This is a genomic window from Dyadobacter endophyticus (assembly GCF_014641595.1).
Lineage (GTDB): Bacteria > Bacteroidota > Bacteroidia > Cytophagales > Spirosomataceae > Dyadobacter > Dyadobacter endophyticus.
In genome coordinates, this window is the sequence record NZ_BMIA01000001.1 from 2,206,114 (window position 1) to 2,228,897 (window position 22,784).

At 51.7% G+C, this 22,784-nt stretch carries 13 protein-coding genes; 6 read left to right on the plus strand and 7 right to left on the minus strand.

Features of this window, described 5'->3' with window-relative positions; genetic code table 11:
• Window positions 1–14: 14 nt before the first annotated feature.
• Window positions 15–2,543 carry a phosphocholine-specific phospholipase C gene (locus IEY24_RS09130; protein ID WP_188930845.1) on the minus strand — a complete coding sequence of 843 codons (2,529 nt, stop codon included), beginning with the start codon at window positions 2,541–2,543 and terminating at the stop codon, window positions 15–17.
• Window positions 2,544–2,766: 223 nt separating this feature from the next.
• Between IEY24_RS09130 and IEY24_RS09135 the strand changes: the two genes are divergently transcribed.
• The 5 genes from IEY24_RS09135 (at window position 2,767) to IEY24_RS09155 (ending at window position 9,831) form a co-directional block, all read left to right on the plus strand.
• Window positions 2,767–3,297, plus strand: a complete 531-nt coding sequence (locus IEY24_RS09135; protein ID WP_188930847.1) for a Panacea domain-containing protein — start codon at window positions 2,767–2,769, stop codon at window positions 3,295–3,297.
• Window positions 3,298–3,321: 24 nt separating this feature from the next.
• A complete protein-coding gene (locus IEY24_RS09140; RefSeq protein ID WP_229221700.1) occupies window positions 3,322–3,726 on the plus strand; it encodes a hypothetical protein in 405 nt (134 codons plus the stop codon).
• 79 nt (window positions 3,727–3,805) lie between these two features.
• Window positions 3,806–6,202 (plus strand): TonB-dependent receptor, encoded by a 2,397-nt coding sequence (locus tag IEY24_RS09145; RefSeq protein ID WP_188930849.1) that lies wholly within the window; start codon window positions 3,806–3,808, stop codon window positions 6,200–6,202.
• 31 nt (window positions 6,203–6,233) lie between these two features.
• Window positions 6,234–7,442, plus strand: coding sequence for a DUF4374 domain-containing protein (locus IEY24_RS09150; RefSeq protein ID WP_188930851.1), 1,209 nt, complete (start codon window positions 6,234–6,236; stop codon window positions 7,440–7,442).
• Window positions 7,443–7,605: 163 nt separating this feature from the next.
• Window positions 7,606–9,831 carry a S41 family peptidase gene (locus tag IEY24_RS09155; RefSeq protein WP_188930852.1) on the plus strand — a complete coding sequence of 742 codons (2,226 nt, stop codon included), beginning with the start codon at window positions 7,606–7,608 and terminating at the stop codon, window positions 9,829–9,831.
• A gap of 3 nt (window positions 9,832–9,834) precedes the next feature.
• Here the strand turns inward: IEY24_RS09155 and IEY24_RS09160 are convergent, their stop codons facing one another.
• The 3 genes from IEY24_RS09160 to IEY24_RS09170 all read right to left on the minus strand — a co-directional run bounded on the left by IEY24_RS09160 (window position 9,835) and on the right by IEY24_RS09170 (window position 13,866).
• On the minus strand, window positions 9,835–12,285 hold the full coding sequence (locus IEY24_RS09160; protein WP_188930854.1) for a TonB-dependent receptor: 2,451 nt from the start codon (window positions 12,283–12,285) through the stop codon (window positions 9,835–9,837).
• Between the two features lie 99 nt (window positions 12,286–12,384).
• On the minus strand, window positions 12,385–13,200 hold the full coding sequence (locus IEY24_RS09165; RefSeq protein WP_188930855.1) for a helix-turn-helix domain-containing protein: 816 nt from the start codon (window positions 13,198–13,200) through the stop codon (window positions 12,385–12,387).
• 132 nt (window positions 13,201–13,332) lie between these two features.
• A complete protein-coding gene (locus IEY24_RS09170; protein ID WP_188930857.1) occupies window positions 13,333–13,866 on the minus strand; it encodes a YceI family protein in 534 nt (177 codons plus the stop codon).
• Between the two features lie 523 nt (window positions 13,867–14,389).
• Between IEY24_RS09170 and IEY24_RS09175 the strand changes: the two genes are divergently transcribed.
• Window positions 14,390–18,553: a DUF6923 family protein gene (locus tag IEY24_RS09175; RefSeq protein ID WP_188930864.1), complete on the plus strand. Its 4,164-nt coding sequence runs from the start codon at window positions 14,390–14,392 to the stop codon at window positions 18,551–18,553.
• Window positions 18,554–18,634: 81 nt separating this feature from the next.
• On the opposite strand, the gene IEY24_RS09180 is transcribed toward IEY24_RS09175, so the two are convergent.
• The 3 genes from IEY24_RS09180 to IEY24_RS09190 all read right to left on the minus strand — a co-directional run bounded on the left by IEY24_RS09180 (window position 18,635) and on the right by IEY24_RS09190 (window position 22,776).
• Window positions 18,635–19,204: a dihydrofolate reductase family protein gene (locus IEY24_RS09180; protein ID WP_188930866.1), complete on the minus strand. Its 570-nt coding sequence runs from the start codon at window positions 19,202–19,204 to the stop codon at window positions 18,635–18,637.
• Between the two features lie 146 nt (window positions 19,205–19,350).
• On the minus strand, window positions 19,351–20,913 hold the full coding sequence (locus IEY24_RS09185) for an FG-GAP-like repeat-containing protein (RefSeq protein ID WP_188930868.1): 1,563 nt from the start codon (window positions 20,911–20,913) through the stop codon (window positions 19,351–19,353).
• 84 nt (window positions 20,914–20,997) lie between these two features.
• Window positions 20,998–22,776 carry a RagB/SusD family nutrient uptake outer membrane protein gene (locus tag IEY24_RS09190; protein WP_188930870.1) on the minus strand — a complete coding sequence of 593 codons (1,779 nt, stop codon included), beginning with the start codon at window positions 22,774–22,776 and terminating at the stop codon, window positions 20,998–21,000.
• Between the last annotated feature and the right edge of the window lie 8 nt (window positions 22,777–22,784).

The window sequence follows — 22,784 nt, forward strand, 5'->3', positions numbered from 1 at the left end:
CTTGATGTTTTCAATCAAATTTTGCTCATAGCGTGGGCCATGCACGGGTCGGTCACACTTTCTTTCCCCGTTTCCACACGTCCGGCGAAACGCCTCAACAAGTCACCGGAGCCAGGATCGACGTTAAAGTCATACCATTGGTGGCTTTGTGCCGTGGGGACAAGCGTTTTCACTGTTGCTTCACCGGCCAGGCTTACTTCGATGTTTTTCTGCTGATAGCTGTTGTCAACAATATGCAGCTTTAAAGATTTTTTCCCGTTGTTCACAGCAACAAGCTCCACCTCACCCGTCGGCTTGCCCTTTTTATCCAAAACATACCCGCAAGATACCGCCACGTCCGGTTCCTGTGCATTACCCGCAAACTCGCGGAAATAACCGTTGGGACCATATACCCGCAAATGGTACCTTCCATTTTCGAAACCGGTCAGCTTGAAGTTTTCCGTCAGCGTATCGCCCGCTTTCACGGCATAATTCCAAACCCGCAGCACTTCGCCTTCATAAGGGTTCATGGCATAAATGATAAAAGGCGCTCCGGCTGATTTTGGGCCAAATACCTTATTCCCGGCATGCATGCGGATCTCGAAAGCACTTTTATCCGCTGAAAGCGCACCATTCACATGCAGTTCGTAAGGAAGCGCGACCGAGGGCCTTGTACCGGGTTCCTGTTTGGGCAAAAATGGCGATCCGGCCGGGCTTGCATTGATCTTACCAATTTCTGCTGCATTGAGCGCCTTGAAATTCGCAGGCACGTCCTTGAACTGTGCTTTGTGAATGGTCGTCAGGATTTCTTCGCGGTTTACCGGCTTCGGTTTTTTGTAGGCAGAGGCATCGAAAGGCTGGAAAACCGCGCTGATATTCCCACAGACCGTCCGGCGCCATTCCGTAATATTGGTTTCACAGACCTGTTTCTTCGATTTATGGCTCGTAAATTCTTCCAGAAACTGAATAATGGAGGTATGGTCAAAAACCTGCGAGCATACCTTCCCGCCCCTCGACCACGGCGATGCGACCACCAGCGGTACCCGGAAGCCTAATCCGATCGCACCGCCCCGTGCATTCGCCTTGGGCACCTGGGTTTCGTCCTGTTCCAGCGTTACATATTCGGCTTTGATATCAATACCCGCAGATACTTTTCCTGCATTCGCCTTCAATGGGTCGGGGATAGAAAATGGCGGAACGTGATCGTAATAGCCATCATTTTCATCATAACAAAGAATAAATATAGTCTTCTTCCACACTTCTGGATTTTTGGTGAGGATATCGAGTGTCTCGGAAATATACCATGCTCCATACCAGGGCGCCGACGGATGATCCGAGAAATTCTGGGGCGCTGCCAGGTACGAAACCGCTGGCAACTTGCCTTCTTTCACATCCTTGCGGAACTGGAAGAAGATATCGCCTTTCGGCATATCGATCTTCTTGCCCAAATCACCCTCTTTGTAAAACATGGACGAAAGTTCGAGGTAATCGGGGTCGTTACGGTTGGTTACGAATGCATTGCGGTGCAGTTCCTGCTCAAACACCGAAAGTTTCCTGAAATTCTCTTCGCTATGCTCTGCCAAATCCGTTTCCAGCCTTTCAAGCAGCGCATTCCGCTGGTCCCACGACTTCGTCAGTTTGTCCTTTTCCGCGCCGGTTGCCGCTTCTAGCTTTTCCTTCAATGCGGGCAGGTCCTTTTTGATCTTCTCCACTTCCAATTGTGCATAGTGGATAAAATCCTTCGAAAACTTCACCCGATACTGCGCGTAACGCTCCAAGGGATTACATCCGAAATTGCTCAGCCACGAGCCTTTTCCTGGGTGGAACTGCATCACCGCGCCCACTTCATTCTGATAAAACTTCCAGCTGATACCGGCTTCCTGCATACGTTCCGGGAAGGTCTTCCATTTCACGGGTTTGTTGATGGAAAAATAGCTGTTCCGCACCACCGCCAGCGAGTCCATTTCCGGCTTTTCACGGATCGTACCCGACCAGAGATAATAGCGATTGGGATGCGTGGGCGTCATCGACGAGCAGAAATTCTGGTCGCAAATCGTAAATGCATCGGCCAGCGCGTAGTAAAACGGAATGTCTTCGCGGTCGTAATAGCCGAGCGTCAGCGGCATTTCGGCGTATTCCTTATGGCCAGAACGTTTGGAACTGAGCCATTTATCATATTTCCCGCCATTGTAGGCGTCCACCTGCGACTCGCGCGAGTGCGGCAGGTCATGCATCCAGGTGGCTTTGGTATTTTTAATATCGAGGCGGAACGGCGCGTAGGTATCGCCTTTCAGGTCGGTTTGCAGCCACACCTTGTTCTTATTCGGCAGATCGATCGCACGCGGGTCGTTGAAGCCGCGCACGCCCTGCAATTTGCCGTAACAGTGATCGAACGATCGGTTTTCCTGCATTAGGATCACCACATGCTCGGCGTCGAGGTAGGTCGTACCGGGGGCCGGGCTGATTGCCATCGCCCGCTGCACCGACTCGGGGAACAAACTCGCTGCGCCTGCGCCGCCAGCGAGCATAGCAGCCTTTTTAATAAAATCTCTTCTTGAATCCATTGGGTTTAGTCTGGGTGGTTGGTAAAAATGTACAAGTAATGTGGGCGGCAAAATTACTGATCCGGGTGTCAGAGCGGGGTTATGGGAGTGTTAAGAAAATTTGGAAAAAATCCAGATGGGTTGTAAAAATTCCAAAACATGCATACATTTGTTGCATACTCAATTGTTCCTTCATTCCTTCTGCACTCAGGTAACCATTAACCAGGAAAACCTTTTTTGAGCTATGGACGCTTTTGAAGAAAAAATCGAGGGGACAATCCACTTACTACTTTACATTCTGCAAAAGCTTGGCGGGCGCTCCGATATCCACAAGCTCTTCAAAATCCTTTACTTCGCTGAACAGAAGCATTTGGTCAGATATGGAACGGCTGTTTCGCAAGATCGTTACCATGCGATGAAGAATGGACCCGTACCGTCCATTGCTTATGATATTTATAAGAGCGTGAAAGAAGGTGGTGTAACCTATGCACGCTATTTTTCAGCATTAGACCGCTTTTCCATCGAGGGAGTTGCCGATCCGGATCTCGATTTCCTTTCCGAATCAGAAATGAAATGCATTGACGAATCTGTGCAGGAAAACCAAAATCTCAGCTTTAACGACCTGACAGACAAATCGCATGACGAGGCTTGGAACCAGACGGCGAGAGATAAAGAGATAAGCCCCATCGCGATGGCCAGGGCCGGAGGCGCAGACAGCCATATGGTCAAGTACATTGAGGATCAGCTGCTGATCCATTCAGCCAAATTTGAATGATCATACCGACCCGGAATCATTCAAATGACTTCATTGATCGGGACCGTCCTTCGGATGATGGTCAAAGATACGACTCCACCCAAAGTCAAGCGTTTCATCATTGTCGGTGAGTCGGCAGACAGCCTGACGCTAGCTTCGGTATACATTAATACCGAACTCGATATGAAGGTCAACTTCAATCTGGACCTTCAATGCCAACATATCGAATTCGACGCTGCCGGTCGGGATTACCTTGATCATACCTCGTTTGTCGATTGCTCAAAACTCAAAATCATCGAGCGTACCGAAATATGTACAATCATTCAAAACCGCCCCACAGTCATCATAGGCAGGCTCGATCAGCAAGATTTTGAAGTCATCAGACGCCAGATCACCTGCTCTACGACAATCAAAGGCAAAATCAAGAAACGCTACGGCTTCTACGATTAAAAATTCCATTTTTTCCAAACCCGACCTTCGGGTGTTGTGTATTGGTGCTACTAAGGGGTGATATTAGAATCAACACCTCATGCCACGCAGTTCATCTATATTTTTATTCCTCCTGATCACAATCAGTTTTAACGCGCTGAACGGCCTCGCCCAAAAAGTGCCGTCGGTTTCCGGTTATGTCAAAACAGAATCCGGCGAGGCGCTGCCAGGAGTTACCGTTTCAATCTTAAAAACGGCGCATGGCGTTACGACGGACGCAAACGGATTTTTCGAGTTACCTCCCGTGAAAGCAGGTACCTATGCCGTGCAGGCTACTTTGATGGGCTACCAAGCAGTATCCCAAACGGTCGTCATCCAATCCGGAAGGACAGCTGCTTTCAATTTCCAGCTCAAAGAAAACCAGCAAAACCTGAACGAGGTAAGCGTGTACGGCAAAACGGAAACGCAGGCGGTGAAGGAGCAGGCGTTCACGGTGAATGCGATCGAGACGAAGCAATTTCAGAACACGACGGCCGACCTCAACCAGGTGCTCAACCGCAGCGCAGGCGTTCGTATCCGCGAACAGGGTGGATTGGGATCGAACTTCAACTTTTCGATCAACGGCCTTTCCGGTAAGGCGGTGAAATATTTCATCGACGGCGTACCAATGGAGGTAATGGGTAGCGCGATGTCGCTGAACAACATTCCGGTGAACCTCTCGGAGCGGATCGAGGTGTACAAAGGCGTGGTGCCTGTGCAGCTCGGTTCTGATGCCATGGGTGGTGCTGTGAATGTGATCACCAACCAGAAACAGACCAATTACCTCGACGTCAGCCACAGCTACGGCTCGTTTAACACCCACCGTTCGGCCCTTACAGCGCAATATGTACACAAGCCGACGGGTATTACCGTGAAAGCGAGCGGCTTTTTTAATTATTCCGACAACAACTATAAAATGAGAGGCGTCGAGATCCTCGAAGGAGGTACCCGCAATGGCGACCAGATTACCGATCTCAACGGCGCAAACTTCGTGATCACGGACGTGAAGCGCTTCCACGACCGTTACCGCTCGGGTATGGGGCAGGTTGAAGTGGGTATTTCCAACAAAAGCTGGGCGGATGTACTGTATGCCGGCTTCGGGTACTCGGAGAGCCGCCAGGATCAGCAGACCGGTTTTGAGCAGGCCATCGTGTACGGCAATGTGGAGCGAAAAGGAAAGTCGTCGACAGGGACTTTGCGGTACAAAAAGAGCAATCTATTGCTGAATGGACTGGACGTCAACCTATTTGCTTCGCTTTCAACCGATAAATTCCTGACCGTCGACACCCTGCTCCGCCAATATTACTGGGACGGGTCCTGGACGACCAAGGGCGCTACCGAAATGGGCGGCATTAAGTCGCTCTCGCACATCATCCGCCCGCGTGCCTTCCTGCGTGCGAATGCGAGCTACACGCTCAGCGAGCGGCATTCATTTAACCTGAACTATACAATCGACCGTCTCAAAAACGAGAGTTATAATGAATTACTCGTGTCCGGCGACGATATGCCGGGGATTATGACAAAGCAAATCCTGGGACTCGCCTATCAGCAGGAGTTGCTCGACAAACGCTGGACAAACACTTTTTTTGTAAAATACTATGGCCTGGGCCTCGAACGGAAGAAGTGGATCGACGGCGGTTACCAGGTGCTGACAGACAATTTCCCCAACTACGGCTACGGCGCGGCATCGCGCTACAAAATCCTGCCCGACTTCGGCCTGAAGCTCTCCCTCGAACATACTTTCCGCTTACAGGAAGTGGAAGAAGTGTTTGGTGATGGCCTGAATGTGCAGCCCAACCCCGACCTCAAACCCGAGCGCAGCGATAATGTGAACCTGGGCTCCTACTATGGCTTCCGTACCGGTAAGCACCGCTTTTTCGCCGAAGCGGCAGGCTTTTACCGCAATGCATCCGATTTTATTTACCCTGTTGCCGACCAGCGCTCGAAGGCTTTGAAAAACGAAAACAAGTCGAATGTACGCGTGACCGGTTTCGAGGCCGAGCTGCGGTACGATTACGCCGACCTGCTTTCTTTCAATATAAATGCGACCTATCAAAGCGCGGTTAACATGACCAAATTCGGCAGCACCGCCTCCAATGTGCCCGAAGCGACTTACAAGAACAAGATCCCCAACCAGCCGTGGTTCTTCGGCAATGCCAACTTCGGCATCGGGAAAAGCGATGTGTTTACGAAGGGCTCGCGCCTGCAATTCAGCTGGTTTACGCAATATGTACACTGGTTTTACCTGACCTGGGAAGCTTTCGGAAATGTGAACGGCAAGTCGACGATCCCGAGCCAGCTGATCCACAATGCGACGTTGAGCTATTCACTCGCCGATGGTCGCTACAATGTGTCGGCCGAATGCCGCAACCTTACCGACGACCTGGCCTACGATAATTTCAGGCTGCAAAAACCCGGTCGTGCATTCGCGTTGAAACTCCGGTATTTCATCCATTAAGCAACTCCAATTTTATCTATAACACCCAAAAATGAACAGATTTTTCAGCTACCCGGCAAAAGCAATGCTCGTTGCACTCACCGCAGTCATGCTCAACGGATGCAGCGATAGCTCCGACAACGAAAATACGCCTGTGAAGGAAGAAGGCAAATATTCGGCCATCCTTTGCGTGGGCGCCTGGCCTAATACCGCCTACTACATTGCGGACGTGCCTTCACTCACCAGCGGTTCCATCAGCCTCAAAGGAAACGGTGCGGAAATGACGGGCAAGGTTTATGCTCAGGATATTATCCAGAAAGACGGTTTCTACTACCACGCCAACTTCGGCAGCGGCCGTTTTGGTAAATACCATGTTGAAAACGGTTCACTGGTAATCGACAAGGAAGTGCCATTTACATTCCTGAATTGGAGCTCATACGTGTGGGTAGACGACCAAACGCTCGTTATCCTGGGCGATGCGGAGGGAGAAGGGCGTTATGCGATCGTGAAAGTAGCCGACATGACGCTTACGACCGGCAAGCTCGACCTGAAACCGAAACCGGCAGGCTTCACCGGCTACAATTTCGGATTCGCCGAGTATCGCGACGGCAAGTTGTTCCTCGGCTATGGCTATTCTTTCTCCGACTGGTCGCAGAATCCGTTGCCCGTAAATCCGGATTTCAACGTGGCGGTCGTAGGCTACCCTTCGATGAAAGTGGAAAGTATCATCACCGAGACACGTACAACTACTCCGGGCGGACCGATCGTGTATGCACCGGCATCTTTCAAGGATGAAAACGGCGACATTTATTTCGTCAGCGACCCTGTGAGCGGCTACGATTACAAATCCCCTTCGGTGGTTTACCGCATCAAAAATGGCGCCACTACGCTTGACGCGAGCTATTACTTCGATCTTTCAGCCAAAACAAGCAATGGAATGGGAGCGGCTATGTGGTACATCGGAAACGGCAAAGCCATCGTTCGCACACGTGTAGCGGGCCAGTCCATCGACGCAGACCATTCATTCTCGGTCATCGACGTTAAAAGCGGAACATTTATCAAAAAGCTGGACCTTCCTGCCGACAAAGGCGAGCGTATGGTGAATGCCGTGGTGGTTGAAGACGGCAATGCATATATCGCTGTGAATGCTGCCGACAAGGATTATATCTGGCAATATGATCCCAAAACAGATAAACTGACCAAAGGGGCCGAGTTTGTGGACGGCATCGATTATATCCTCCGTTTGGAAAAAACCAAATAGCAGATTCATTGTAAGGAACAAGTCTGGTGTATCAGAAGGCCCCGCGGTATGTTTACGCGGGGCTTGTTCTTTTTACACTAAAATGTGATAGTTAACATTGTTTTCACATTCGGTTACAGTATTAGTATTAGTAACCCTTCTTTTACAAAGAAAAACCTTACTCATGCGATACATTCTAGCAATGCTCGTTTCGCTGCTTTGCACGTCAGCCTCCATCGCGCAGCAAGTTCAGTCAACAGATCTCAATCTCGACTTCGAAAATCCAGCAGATTCCAAAAAGCTCCCACGGCCCTGGATGGAATGGGGAAAGGGTTACCTGCTTCTGGTGGATACAACGGAAAAATTCAAAGGGAAGGCAGCATTGCGCATCCAGGCACCGGCGGTTATGGACAATATCCAATTCGGTAGTGCAGCCAACCCGGTCCCCGTCACCTTTGGCGGCAAAGAAATCGAATTACGGGGCTACCTCAAATTCAGTGGTGTGACAAAGGGCTGGGTCGGTCTGATGATGCGGATAGACGGCAAATCGGACATTTTACAACTCGACAATGGGCAAGCAAAGGGCATACGAGGAACCGAAGACTGGAAACAATACAGCATTAAAATGAAGCTGCCTGCGAGTGCCGACAAAATTTACCTGGGCGCGATACTGGTAGGGCCCGGAACGGTCTGGGCGGATGATTTCGAATTGCTCGTGGACGGGAAGCCTTTTACGGAAGCTCCTCCTAAAAAGGCGTTTCCCGCCGCGCTCGACAAGGAATTCGACGGCGGATCCAAACTCACGCTTGGTCCGGGGTACCCATTATCCAAAGAGCAAACCGGTCATCTCGCGGAACTGGGCAGGATTTGGGGATTTGTCAAATACCATCATCCGGCCGTAGCAGACGGTAATTTCAACATGGATTACGAGCTTTTCCGCGTTGCCTCGCCGTACATTACTGCCAAAAACGATGCGGAACGGCAGCGCGTGCTCGCCAATTGGCTGGTTAAATTCGGGCCGATCAAAAAGCTTTCCTCCGTGACCATTCCAACCGATGCGGTCATTAAACCGGACCTGGCATGGTTGGACAATGTGGGAAAAACACTTTCACCCCGACTCGACTCGATTCGCCAGGCTGAGCGCACGGGCGAGCATTATTACATTGACGCATATCCGAATGCAGGTAACCCCGATTTTAAAAACGAGAACACCTACCAGGAAATGGCCTACCCCGACCCGGGTTTCAGGCTGCTTTCGCTGTTCCGCTACTGGAACATGATCGAGTATTTTTTCCCTTACAAGCCTCTTATTCGCGAAGACTGGTATGCGGTATTGAACGAGTTTGTGCCCAGGTTCGTGATGGCTGCGAATGAAACGGAGTACAAGCTCACTGCCATCGCGCTGATTGCCCGTGTGAAGGATTCCCATGCGAACCTATTTGGTAACCACGAGGCTCTGGACAAATATTTCGGAAAGAACTATGCACCCGTGCAGCTTAGCTTTGTCGAAGGAAAACCGGTTGTGATCGATTACTACAATGCTCAGTTGGGTGAGCGATCGGGGCTGAAACCCGGCGACGCGATCGAATCGATCAATGGCAGATCCATCGACGGGATCATCGGCGAGCAAAAGCCCTACACACCAGCCTCCAACGACGTAATGCAACTGAAAGCCATTGCCCCTAACCTGCTCCGGAGCAACGATTCTACGTTGGCTATCACGATTAACCGGGCCGGAAAAGTACAAAAAACGAGCATTTCGCTTTACCCATCCAGCCAGATTGATACTTATGCCAATTACAATAAAAAGGACACTTGCTTCAAAATGATCGGACAAGACGTAGCTTACATTTTCCCGGGTAAATTCAAAAACGCCTATTTACCTGCCCTAACGCCGCAGATAGAAAAAAGCAAGGGTGTGATTGTCGATTTGCGCTGTTACCCTACCGACGCTATTGCATTTTCATTTGGACCAATGCTGCTGCCGGAGGCTAAACCTTTTGTAAAATTCACAATAGGCAGTCCGCAAACGCCCGGCTTGTTCACCTGGTCGCCAGAGCTGAAACTCGGCAAAACCAACCCCAATAACTACAAGGGCGAAGTAATCGTGATTGTGAATGAAAACACAATTAGCCATTCGGAATACACCGCAATGGCGTTTTCGGCTGCGTCGAATGTAACGGTCATCGGCAGTACAACGGCCGGTGCCGACGGCAATGTATCGCCGATCGTGCTGCCCGGCGGACTACGTACGGGCATTAGCGGTATCGGCGTCTACTACCCCGACGGCCGCGAAACGCAGCAAATCGGCATCGTTCCGCAAGTGGAAGTGAAGCCCACGATCCTGGGCATTGCCGCCGGGCGCGACGAGCCGCTGGAAAAGGCATTGCAACTGATCAACGGCAAGTGACCGTCAAAACTCCCGATCACCGAATTCGCTGGCCGGGAGTTTTGCTTTTTTAATGAGCTGGTTGAGGTTATAGCTCAGGTTAATGAGGAAAATATCTGTTTCCTGAATGTAATTTGTGGTGGTATAAAAGTCCCTACCCCAGGTGGAGATACGCTGCTGGTTGGCCCCGACGATGCCCAGATCCATGTTCTGCCATTGCAATGTAGCCGCCAGCTTGCCTTTCAGGAATGACTTCCTTACGGACAGCGACGGGTTCACAAAACGTGAATCCTCTCCCTGCGCCGTTACCCTTTTTGAAAGATAGCTTATGCCCCATTGTACCTGCAATGCAGGAGTAATTTTAAACGTGGTGTTGGCATTCAGCGAATATACGACACTCGAACTATTCACCACCACGGTGTTCCGGAAAAGCCCCCCTTCGATCGCGTACCGGTACACGTTCGCGCCTGCATAAAGCTGCCACCATTTGGCTAGATTGGCATTCCCGCTCACTTCCACGCCCCATGACGTAGCCAGGCCCGCGTTGGTGTAAATCCGGTTGACGATGCTATCGTTATACACGCTATTGACCCGGTTAACGACGTTTTTGACGCGCTGGTTATACAACGTGGCGAAAACACTTCCCTTTTCAAACTCCCTCACGACGCCCAGCTCGGCCTGGCCGATAAATTCCGGCAAAATGTCTGGGTCGCCCGATTCCAAGGTTTCGGAATGCTCGCGTTCGGGATACGGGTTCAGCTCGTTGTTGGTCGCGCGTTGTACGCGGCGCGTGTAGCCCACCTTCCCACGCCAGCTTTTGGAAAACCGGTATTGCAACTGGGCCGAGGGGAAAAAGTTGGATAAGTCGAGGTTACGTTTGTCGGTACCTTCCGCGGTAAATTGCCGGGTGGCGTATTCATAACGTAAACCACCCGAGTATTCCAGTTTTTCCGATTTTCCGCTGTACTGGCCGTATAGGGAATGAATATGATTCACCAGGCGCGTCCGGCTCGAAAACTGGGGTACCAGCACAAACTCGCCGGTTTCCAGGTTTTGATCAAGATATTGAAAAGTCCCTTTCTGCTCCTGGTTTCGGTATTGATAGCCCGTTTCGAGCTTCCCCTTACCGATCTGAGCAACGTAATCGGCCTGCAAGCGGAATGCATTCAGCGGGTTTTGGCTGGGGTTACGCGTGCTTTGCAGTGTGTGCGTGCGGCCCGGTTCAGAAAGATTGATATTGGTAGTCAGCCCGTCGAGGTCCGCCGATTCGATCAGCCCCGACAAGGTCAGCTCCGATTTGTTGGCGAAACGATGCAGGTAATCGAGGTTACCAGACATCACATCGGCCGTCTTTTGCGCGACATTGGAGTTGAAATAGGTAATCCTTCCCAGGTTCTGCCCCGTTTCCAGGTTGGTTTTGGTGTTGTTATAAACCAAATCTGCCCTTCTCGATTGGAAACGGTAACCTTTGTAAAAACCGGCCGAAACCACGTTGGAAGGATCAGCGGTGAAACTGACCGATGCCCGTGCCGTGTAGTTGTACCGCTTAAAACTCCGCTCCCCGTCGGACGGGAAGGAAGTGAAAACATCGCCGATCGTCGTGTTCACGTCGCCGATCCTACGGCCGGTAATATCGTTGCGCAGATAGCTGCCGCTCAGGTTCACCTCCCATTTACCTGTTTTCAGTCCCCAGGCTGCATCGGCACCGAAACGCTGCGGTTTTTTCAGATTGTCGTAGGTATGAACCGACGGAAACCCTCCCTGAACATTCGCGATGAGGCTCTGGCTGTTTTTATCGACGGTTTTGGTGGTGATATTGATGATCCCCGATTTCCCATCCGGGTCATAGCGCGCCGAAGGACTGGTAATGATTTCGACGTTTTCAATGCTGTTGGCGGGGATTTGGTTGAGCACCACAGCCGGGTCGGTTTGCACAGGCTTGCCGTTCACAAGCACCAGGAAGCCGGTCGAGCCGCGCAGCATAATGTCGCCTTCACTATTTACCGTTACCGACGGCGTATTTTTGAGTACATCCACCGCCGTACCGCCCTGGCTTCCCAGGAATGCACCTGCGCGGTACACCTGCCGGTCGATCCTGCTTTCTACCGCGCCGCGGGCACCCTTTACTTCCACCGCGTCGAGTAACCGGCCATCCGCCTGCATGGCAATGGGCGGCAATTCCACGACGCCCTCTCCCGAAGGCACGGGTGTTCGCGTTTTCCGGTACCCCATATATTGTGATTCGAGGTAATAAGCTGCACTGTTCGTTTTCTCGAAGCGGAAACTGCCCTTATCGTCGGCCAAAGCACCACTCACCAGTACCGAATCGGTCGAGCGGTACAATGCGACGGAGGCAAAAGGCAACCCCTGGCTAGTCTGTTGGTCGGTGATTTTGCCGGTAATGACCACCTGGCTTTGGGCCCGGGCGAACGCCATCAGGCAAAAAAGAAATGTTAGGGTAAATAGGAATTTCATAGGGGTTATTTTCGCCAATTCATCGTGTTGAATGACGTGGCAAAAATAACCCTACAAAGTCAGTAGACTTTTGTACTTTCCGTCCGAAAACTGGTATATTCAGGAAATTCCCTTGCGGTAAATGCTCGGCAGAACGCCGGTTTGCCTTTTGAAGAACTTATTGAAATGCGAAGGATCGGCAAAACCGAGCTCATAGGCAATTTCGCCCATATTTGCCTGGGAATAGAGCAGCAACCGCTTGCATTCCGCAGTCAGCTTTTCATTGATCACGGCTCCGGCCGTTTTGTCCAGAAACTTCCGACAGTTGGCATTCAGGGTCTTAGTCGTCACATTCAACTCGCTGGCATACCAGGCTACTTCGTGTGAGGTTTTATAATGCGTCGCAACGAGTTCGAAGAAGGCTTTGAGCAAGGGCGGCTCCGACTGGCTGCGGTCGATGTGCGCTTCCCGTTTCAGCAAATTAAAGAGCAGCAACAGGTAAGTCTGGATAATAGCCTGGTAGTTCGGTTGCCGCTCAGCGTGCTCATTTTCAATATTTTCAAAAATACCATGCACGGCCTCTCCCGTTTGTTCGAGCTGATAGCCACTGCTGAATGTGAGAGGAAACGTCTGAAAAAGATCGTCATAAAGCGGATGGCCAAGGAGAAAATCCTTTTGGACCATCACCACAAAGCCTTTCGGAATGGCGGTCAGCGCCCAGTTGTGGATCTGACCGGGCATAACGAGGTATAAACTATTGCCACGCACCGGAAAATGGTGGTGGTCGATCTGGTGAAGGCCTTCGCCCTGTGTAAGGAAGATGATTTCGAGATATTCTTTGTGGCCGTGCGGGTTGGTGGTTTTAATAACCTCCTTCATTCTCTTGATCCGAAACAACTCATTGTCGTTCAGTTTGTTTTTTATCTCTATTTGCATACAGTCAGGGTGCGGAATATTCTAGCAGGTTAATAGGGTATACAAATTAAACCAAAAATCTTTCATTACGAAAAAGAGGGCACCCTGAAACAGGACGCCCTCTCGCACACCAGCTACTCTAAATAATGGCTGTTATGCTTGTTTCGCCAGCTGAATATTAGCCAGTATCTTAATGTTTTCGCCCAATGCAAGGCCCCCGGTTTCGGTAAGTGAATTGAACGTCACACCGAAATCCTTGCGGTCGATCACGCCACTCACTTCAAATCCTACCTTGGTATTCCCCCATGGATCGCGCTCGGTGCCACCGTATTCGGCTGCGAGTTCTACCTCTTTTGTAACACCTTTGATGGTAAGGTCACCGGCAAGTTTGTATACGTCTCCTTTGTCTTTTTTAAGGGAAGTCGATACAAAACGGAACTCGGGGTATTTCTCCGCTTCGAAGAAATCCGCATTGCGCAAATGCTCGTCACGGCCGGGCTGGCCGGTGTCCACGCTGTTGACGTCGATCGTAAAATCGACCTGAGCGTCCTCGAAACTGTCGCCGTTTGTAGATGCGGAACCGTTGAAAGTGCGGAAAAACCCGGTCACGGTCGAGATTACAAGATGCTTTACTTTAAACTGAACTTCTGAATGTGCAGTGTCAACATTCCAGGTTGTCTTCGACATGATTTCATTGTGTTTGATGGTATGAATACTTCACACCGGGTCCTGACCGAAAGCCATTCTTGACGGCCTGCCATCAGGGCCGGGCGGCGATACAAAATTAGCGCATATCGGCGCCCGAGATCGACTACTTACTCCGAGGTTACCACTATACTCTGATATAGCGTGCAGGATTTCCAGCCATTGGAATCTACATTCCCGAATAAGATTTTCGCCATCGTCATTGAAATATTTTTCAAAAATGAGGCCGCTTTCTCAGCATAGCTCTACAATCCAAGAGGTTTCTATGCAAAATATATTTGTCAAATGAAATCGATATTTGTAGAATCATTTCTACCAAACTAAACGTGTCAGTTTAACATTTAGTTTGATATTTGTTGTCAGTTACTTCTATATCAACCTCTTCTTCTAAAAAGAAAAAAGACACCTGTCGTCAACGACACGGGCCACTAAGACTGTGGAGTCTGACGCACCATGTACGCTAATTCAACGGTTCCTTTTTTTACTTAATTCCAAACGCTTGCTTATGAACAAAAATCTATTTGTCAGAGCACTATTCCTGCTCATGGGAGTGCTGTGTTACGGGGCTGCTCAGGCAGTCAACATTACAGGGACCGCCTGGGTCGACACCGACAATGACGGCATCGTCGATGCCGGGGAAACCGGCACCGATTTCGGCGGCACGATGTATGTCAACGTGGTCAATGCTTCGGGGGCGGTCATCGCCTCTACAACGGTAGGGCCCGCCGGAGGTTATGCATTCACCGGCCTGCCCAACAACCTCACAGGCCACAAACTCGTGCTTACCAATACGGCCACCAATCCGAAAGGAAACCGCATACCCGGTGTCTATTTTGTGGCCGAAGATGTAGTAGGCGGCAGCAACACTGCCAATCAGGCTAATGCACCGCTGACCGGTGAAATCGCGCTCACCAACCAGGCAGCGAACATGCAGAACCAGAACTTCCGCATGAGCCTGCAGACGTCATTCGGCTGCCTGGACGGTATCGCCTACCAGGTTGCGATCCTTGCCGGTAACACCGAATCCTCTCTTTTAAGTTACAATGTCAGTTCTGGGGTACGTACCCAGATCGGCGCCGTTACCCCTTATGCACTGAACTCACTCATTTACAGCACCGCAGCCGACAATTTCCTCTGGGCTACACTCAACGCCACAAACGACATCGTACGTATCGGAGCGGGCGCCGGAACGGTTGTTTATGATATCGAAAATCTCCCGACAGGCACCTATAACGTGGGGGTAGAACTGCCCAATGCCTATATGCTCATCTATACCAGCAATGCAACCGAGTTTTATGTGGTGGACGTAGACCCCACGCGTGCCACGTTTCTCGAAGTCGTCGACCCCGCCAACGGCTATGCGCTAAAAACCGGTCCCAATTACGGAACAACGGTCTCGGCAGGATTTAACTCCTCGGATATGGCCTACCTCGCATCTACGGGTCTGGGTTACGGTATTACACCAACAAGCAACATCACGACCATTAACCCTGCGACAGGTATTGTAACCATCAATGCAACACCGGTGGCAGGTCTGCCCAATGCCAATTATGGCGGCATGTTCAGTGATAAAGCCGGCAAATTGTACGCGTTCAACAACGCAACCGGCGGGTTTTATCGTATCGATCCCGTTGCCAACACGGCAACATTGCTCTCGACCAGCCCTGCTTCGGGCGGGAACGACGCCGCGAGTTGCCCGAATGCATTCGTGGAATGCGATACCGACATTCCGGTCGTGCCAGCCGATGTAACGCTTTGCCCTGGCAGTACCACTAATTTCACCGTCGCACCCGACGGCAATGGGCCGTTCACTTACCTATGGCAGCAAAGTACCGACGGCGGAAACAACTGGGCTAATTTGCAAACCACTCCGTTTACGGGGCCAAATGGCAGTTATTCTGGCGGCGGCACAGCCACACTCACCGTCACACCATCGACAGCTGCTTGGAATAATTTCCGCTACCGCTGTATGATTACCAGCAACCTGTGTACTACCCCCTCATCGTCGGCTACGATGAACGTATTCGCCACTCCGGGCGCGCCAACGCTGGTAGCAGGCAACGACGCGCCGATTTGCCCGGCCACGACCTACAATCTGAACCGGCTGGTAGCAGGCTCCGCCCCCGCTGGCAGCACATTGCGCTTTTACACTTCATCAACACCTTCGCCTGCGACGCTCGTGGCAGATCCTACACAGGCACCCGTAGGCACGTATTACGCACGTTACGAGAACCCGGGCTGTGAGGGCCCCGTGAGCCAGCCGATTACGATTTCCGGCTGTCTCACACCCTTCACCTGTGAAGATGGCGTGGCCTACCAGGTAGCCGCCGCCGGTGGTGAAACTGTTTCAACACTTTACGCCTACAATGTAACCAGTGGCACAAGAACGCAGATCGCACCACTTAGCACATTGGTAAACTCGCTCATTTACAGCGAAATTGATAATACGCTTTGGGCTACCAAAAACGGCACAAATTCCATCGTTCGCATCGCGGCCGATGGTGCGCTCATCGAATACCCTATTGCCAACCTCAGCGGCAACTTCAACGTGGGCACCGGGCTTCCGGGAGGCTATATGCTCGTTTACAACACCAACCAGCCGCGCTTTTATGTGATCGATATCAACCCGTCCCGCGCCACTTACCTGCGGTTGGTTGATCCTGCCAATGGTTACGCACTGCAAACCGGCCCGACCTACGGCATTGCGTTGAGCACACCCATCAACGTGGCCGATCTTGTGTATGAACCCGTTACAGGGTTGGTCTATGGCGTGGAATCTACCACCGCGAAATTGGTAACCCTTAACCATGTCACCGGTGCAAGCAACGTCGGCGCAGTGGTAGCAGGCTTGCCAACGGCAACTTCTTTCGGAGCGGTATTTGCGGATCCAAGCGGAAAGCTCTACGCTTTTGCCAACGACCCGGGCACATTCCACCGCATCAACCCTACTGCGGCAACATCCACGCTGCTCTCGACCAGCATTACGTCGAATAGCAACGACGGTGCCAGCTGCCCTAACTCCATCCTGGAAAACCTGCCCTTCGATTGCGCGGATGGTATCACCTACCAGGTGGCAGCTTCCGCTGGAGAACCTGTTTCAACACTCTACGCATACAATGTAAATTCAGGTGCCCGCACCGAGATCGCACCCCTTCCGATGACCGTCAACTCACTGATTTACAATTCGGCGGATAATATGCTCTGGGCTACCAGAAACGGAACCGCCAGCATTGTACAGATCGACCGCGAAGGCGGTACCGTGGAATATCCTATCGCGAACCTGCCTGCTAGCGGTACTTTCAACGTCGGGGTAGAACTGCCGAATGGTTATATGATGATTTATCAGACCAATACGCCAAGCTTCTACGTAATCGACGTGGACCCGAACCGTCCTTCGACCTACCTGAAACTGGTGGACCCAACCAACGGATTCGCACTTCAAACCGGCCCGACCTACGGCGTAACGCTGAGCGCACCTTTCGGAGGAGCCGACTTTGCCTACCTGCCTTCTACCCAGCTCATTTACGGCTTCACTCCCGATGCGCGCATTTCGACGATCAACCCGCTTACCGGCGCGGTTACCGTGGGGGGCACGGCAGTTTCCGGTTTGCCCGCCGCCAGTGGTTTCGGGGCTGTTTTCGCCGATGCGACCGGCAAGCTCTACGCATTTCACAACGACTCGGGCCGTTTTTACAAAATAGACCCGGTCAACAATTCGGCCAGCTTTATGTCGGCCTCGACGCCATCCGGCAGCAACGATGGTGCGAACTGTGTTACGGCAACGCTTTGCGATATCGAGCTCACTAAGCCGAATCCGGAAAACCAGGTTGCCTGTGTGGCCAAAGCCGCCACGTTTGAAGTAACAGCCAGCGGCACCGGAACACTCACGTACCAATGGCAGGTAAGCACCGACGGTGGTAACAACTGGACCAATCTGGCCCCAGGAGGTGCAACCGACGCGAACGGAACCTATTCGGGTGCCAATACCAACACCCTGACACTCACGCCAGCCACTACCGCATGGAGCGGCAACCGCTACCAGGTGATCGTCGACAGCGACAGCGACCTTTGTACGCTCACATCCGCACCGGCCAGCCTGACGGTCAGGACCCAGCAGGAATGCGGATTACCCGTAACGCTTGTGTCGTTCACAGCTTCGAAAGAAACCGGCAGCGCCCTGCTCAATTGGTCAACTACCGAAGAAACCAACAGCGACCGCTTCGAAATCGAGCGTAGCCAGGATGCCACAAACTGGAAAATGATCGGCACCAAAGCCTCGCATGGTGAAAGCAGCGTGTTGCGTAAATACGATTTCGTCGATCGGGCACCGGCAGTGGGGCTGAACTACTACCGCCTTAAAATGATTGACCGCGCGGCCGACGGCAAGGAGGCTCCTTTCGCGTACAGCCGCATTCTAAGCCTGGATTTCGGCGGCAACGGCTTGCTTGCGGCCTACCCTAACCCGGCCAGCGACCGGTTGAAGTTCAAGGATTATGCAAAAGTGAAGTCTGTTGTCCTTCACAATGCAGCTGGGCTGAAAGTGATCGACCGCAAAGCTGTCACTTCCGAAGGCCTGGATATCAGCAAGCTCGCTCCGGGAATATATAGCCTTAAACTCACCCTCGCCGACGGCAGTCAGAGCGTGCAGAAGGTTATTATAGTTAGGTAAATAGTTGGTTATAATAAGAAAGAGTCCGTCTCAGATCTAACTGGGACGGACTCTTATTTTGGACGCAGCACCCATGAAAAATCAGCTTGTCATTGATCCGAGGTGTCGGTAAGCATTGAGCATTACCCCCGTTGGAGTGGTTGCTGTACTCACAAATTCGAGTTTGCGGGCATCGAAGCTCTCTGAGAGAAGGCGTTTGCCCTTACCCAGCAATACCGGGTATACGATCAGGATGACCTCATCTACCAATCCAGCGTCGAGCAGCACAGACGTTAATGATATACTTCCGGAAAGAACCAGATCAGGGCCGTCTGTGGACTTGAGGTTGCGAACACCTTCTATGATATCCCCTCCCAAATCCCTGACCGGCCCCCACTTTAAGCTATCAGGTCTGTGGGTAGCTACGTATTTGGTTGCAGCGTTTATAGCGTTCGCCATCGGGAAGTCTCCGGCATTTGGCCAGTAGCCCAACCATTCGTCGTACGTACGACGGCCAACCAGCAGGTCAAAAGTGGTACCGTATGCTTCAAGAAGCATGGCCATCCCGGCAGGGGTTCGGTAGGGTCCTGTCCACCCGCCATACACATAGTTTTTGTCGTGCTCGATCACGCCGTCGAGGGAAATGTGTTCAAAAATCCTGAGCTTTCTCATTTTGCTGTTATCGGTTAATAATGTCCAAATTTAGCCGGGGTCAGGTACACGCGCCGGGTGCTATCACGACAATATGAGGGGGCTATTCGACCATTTATCATTCGATATTACTATGGCTTGAATTTTACAGCCGGAATTGAAATAAATTAAGGTTTGGAACGAGACTTGAAATCGTTTTGCAATACTATAAATGGCAAATACACATTCCAGTCGGCTTTTACCTCTTCCTGATTGAGAAACCCTTTGGAATAGTTCCCCAACACAATATCCGGATCGCCGTCGCCGTCCCAGTCATTTACATCCATACAAATCCATCGGCCATACCCGGCGATGGGGAGCGAAATGGGTTGAAACTTTAAACCAGCCCTGGAAGACTCGTTACGGAAATACAGGAATTTCTCGCCGGGATTACGGAGATGGTCGGCGAAGAATGCAATGGAGGCGATATCCAGGTCGCCATCGCCGTCAAAATCGGCCGCCATTGCTTTGGTTGCGCCATTGGCCGGGTAGAACCAGCTTTGTTCGAAATGGTTATTCCCCTTGTTCAGAAAAATATATACCCCGTGATAGGGTTTCAGAATGCGGGAATAATCGCTGTTGTCGCCTGCGGTGTAAATGATATCGGGCTGGCCATCCCGGTTGACATCGGCGAGCTGGAAGCTGGAAGAGCCATAAACCGGCGGGAAACGCAGCAATGGTTTTTCAGAAAAACCGCCTTTCTTGTCATTGGTAAAAAGCCAGATACCTTCCTGCGCATGGGCGAACAAGGCGACAATATCCGGCCAGCCATCTCCATTGAAATCGCCGGTAGCCGATTGCGTCGCGCCCGCGACTTCACGCACAGGTACGTTTTCAAACTTCCCATCCTGCATTTGCCGAAACAAATAAAGACCGCCCTGGTTATGACCGAATGCAGAAACTACATAATCCGTTTTGCCATCGCGGTTAAAATCCGCTGCCGATGTATGCAACGGTCTCCGCAAGCCGGTCACAAAAGGGACCGGATCAAACACACCCGATGCCTTGATACGATAGAGTTCTCCTTTCGAAACGTCGTAAGCACGCATTTCGCCCACGACTGTTACGACCGGCGCTGCACCGCCGTGCGACGGACCGCTGGAAAACAGCATGTGCATGGCTGGTGACGAGAACGGCGCTTTCATTTTTTTTACAAATTCCTGGTCCCAACGCACCAACGCGGGTACTTCTGAACTGCTCGTGTAAATAGCCCTGCCAGCGCTGTCGATAGCGGCCAGGGTGGTGGTGGCCAGGCGGGATGTGTCGTTGGCGGGCGTTTTCAGTGTAAAACCGGCCCACTCTTCCTGCACGGGCGGCCGCGGGGCCGATAAGCGCGCAGGCGCGAGGGAATCGTAATACGCCACGATTTTCATCCAGTCGGTAATGGCCATGGCCGATTTTTCGTCGGCAAAATACTGGTTCCTCTGCCACACCTCGATCCCAAAATATTGGGCCATCACAGGCAGCACACGGTTTTTCCAGGTATCCTTGTCGAGCAGCGCCGGCGCCACCGCCAAATGGCAGGTACTGCAATATTTTTGCGCCGCATCCCTGCCCTCCGCAAGTTCGCCCGTGAGTTCCGCTTCACGCGATTTTTCGTCCGACCGGCCCGTAGTACCGCACGCCTGAATGCAGGCCGCCGCGACAAAAATCCAGATTGGTATGCCCGAAAACCATTTAGAGAATTTCATACTCAAATCAATAATACCTCCTATTATAAACAAAAAAGGGCAGTTATGAACTGCCCCCTTTGCATTGCATTGGTATTAGTTTGTCTATTGATAACCGGGATTTTGTTTCAATGGAGAGACTCCGTTCCGCGTACTGATGTCGATTTGGGACTGGGGGATCGGGAAATACTCGTTCACATTTTTCAGGAACTTCCCTCCTCTTACGTCAGGCGTAATTTTACCTTCGAACGTGATGTAGGCATTGAGCGTCTGCTCGGCAATGCCCCAGCGCGAGAGGTCGAAGAACCGGTGACCTTCCATCGCGAGTTCCAGCTTACGCTCGAAGTAGATTGCCGCCAATGCACCGTCTTTTCCCTTAGCCGCAAATGCACCGGCAGGATATTGGGCGATTTTGTAATTCGCAGCCGGCGTTTTGGTAAAACCACCCATGGGCTTCGCAGGATCGGCGTAGGTATATACCCAGCTCTCCGGTTTCGCCGCCCGCGCCCGCACGCGGTTCACGTATTCCTGTGCTTTCGCAAGGTTGTTCAGCTGCGCTTCGGTTTCAGCGGCCATTAGCAACACGTCGGCAAAACGGATGATCTGTACGTTGATCGCCGTTCCCGGCGCCCATGAATGCTGGTCGGAATATTTATCCTGCGTTGCCTGCCAGTACATATTCTTTTTAGGGGAATAGGGCCCGGCGTAGCTTTGGTCGCGGATCCATGACTGGCCGGGGTGGTTACCCCAATCGAGGAACGGCACACCGCGGCGGCCTACGGTCCAGTCGATACGGGGATCGAGTGCGGTGGTGGCATCCGGTGTAAATGCGGCCTCCGATTTGATGCCCATATCATTTTTCAACGTGGCAGCATTGTAATTGTCCACTTTCGGCAAGCCATTCGCATCGGTCTGGTAAGAATTGGCCAGATCGATACTCGGCTGGTAGAAACCGCAGCAACGGAAAGGCGAATTGTACGGGAAGTTCAGCATACCGCCGGTGTTGGCGTTGTCGATCGTATTCGTACCGTCGTTGGCGGCCATCTGAACGGCAAAAACCGATTCGGCAAGGTTCTTTTGCGCTGCGTCGAAGTTATCCTGAAACTTCGGCATCAAGTCATATTTCAAACCGTTGCTCGTTACGCCCTGGGCAATAACCTGGTCGAAGATCGTCTTGGCCTCGGCATATTTCTTTTCGTAAAGAAACGTCTTTCCCAAGTACGCCGCCGCCGCCCATTTATTCACGCGGCCCACGTCCGACTGCGTAGCCGGAAGATTGTCCATCGCAAACCGGAAATCGCCTTCGATATTTGGCCAGATGTCCGCGTCGTTGGTCACAGCCGCGGGGTTAGGTGTATTTTCGTCAACCCACGGTACCATATTGAACATTTTCTTCAATTCGGAATAGTAATGTCCCCGAAGAAAGCGTGCCTGGGCGGTGTAATCGGTCTTTTCGGCCTCTGTCATACCACTCTCTACAAGCGGTATGAACTTCAAAACGGTATTTGCGCGGTTGATTCCCTCGTAAACCGCTTTCCATTTGCTGTTAAAAAAACCGTTGCTGGGCCCGGCACTGTAAATCATAATGGAGTTGATCCCCGGCTGGTCGGCACCATCGCTGCCTTTTTTAGCGTCTCCGCCCGCGATACTGCCATAAATCCAGTTGTCGGCAGCGGCATCCCATGCGCTGGCTGCGCCGACGCCATTTCCATCCAACGCGGCATAGGCGCCGATCAGCAGGTTTTGCACCCCTGCTTTGGTATTCAGCTGGGCGTCACTCAATGCCCCCAGTGCAGGCTTATCCAGGAAGCTGTCCTGACATGAATAGGATATCAGCCCGAAAATCGCGACCAGTGCTATCTTTGAAAATCTCAGTGTCTTCATCTTTTTCT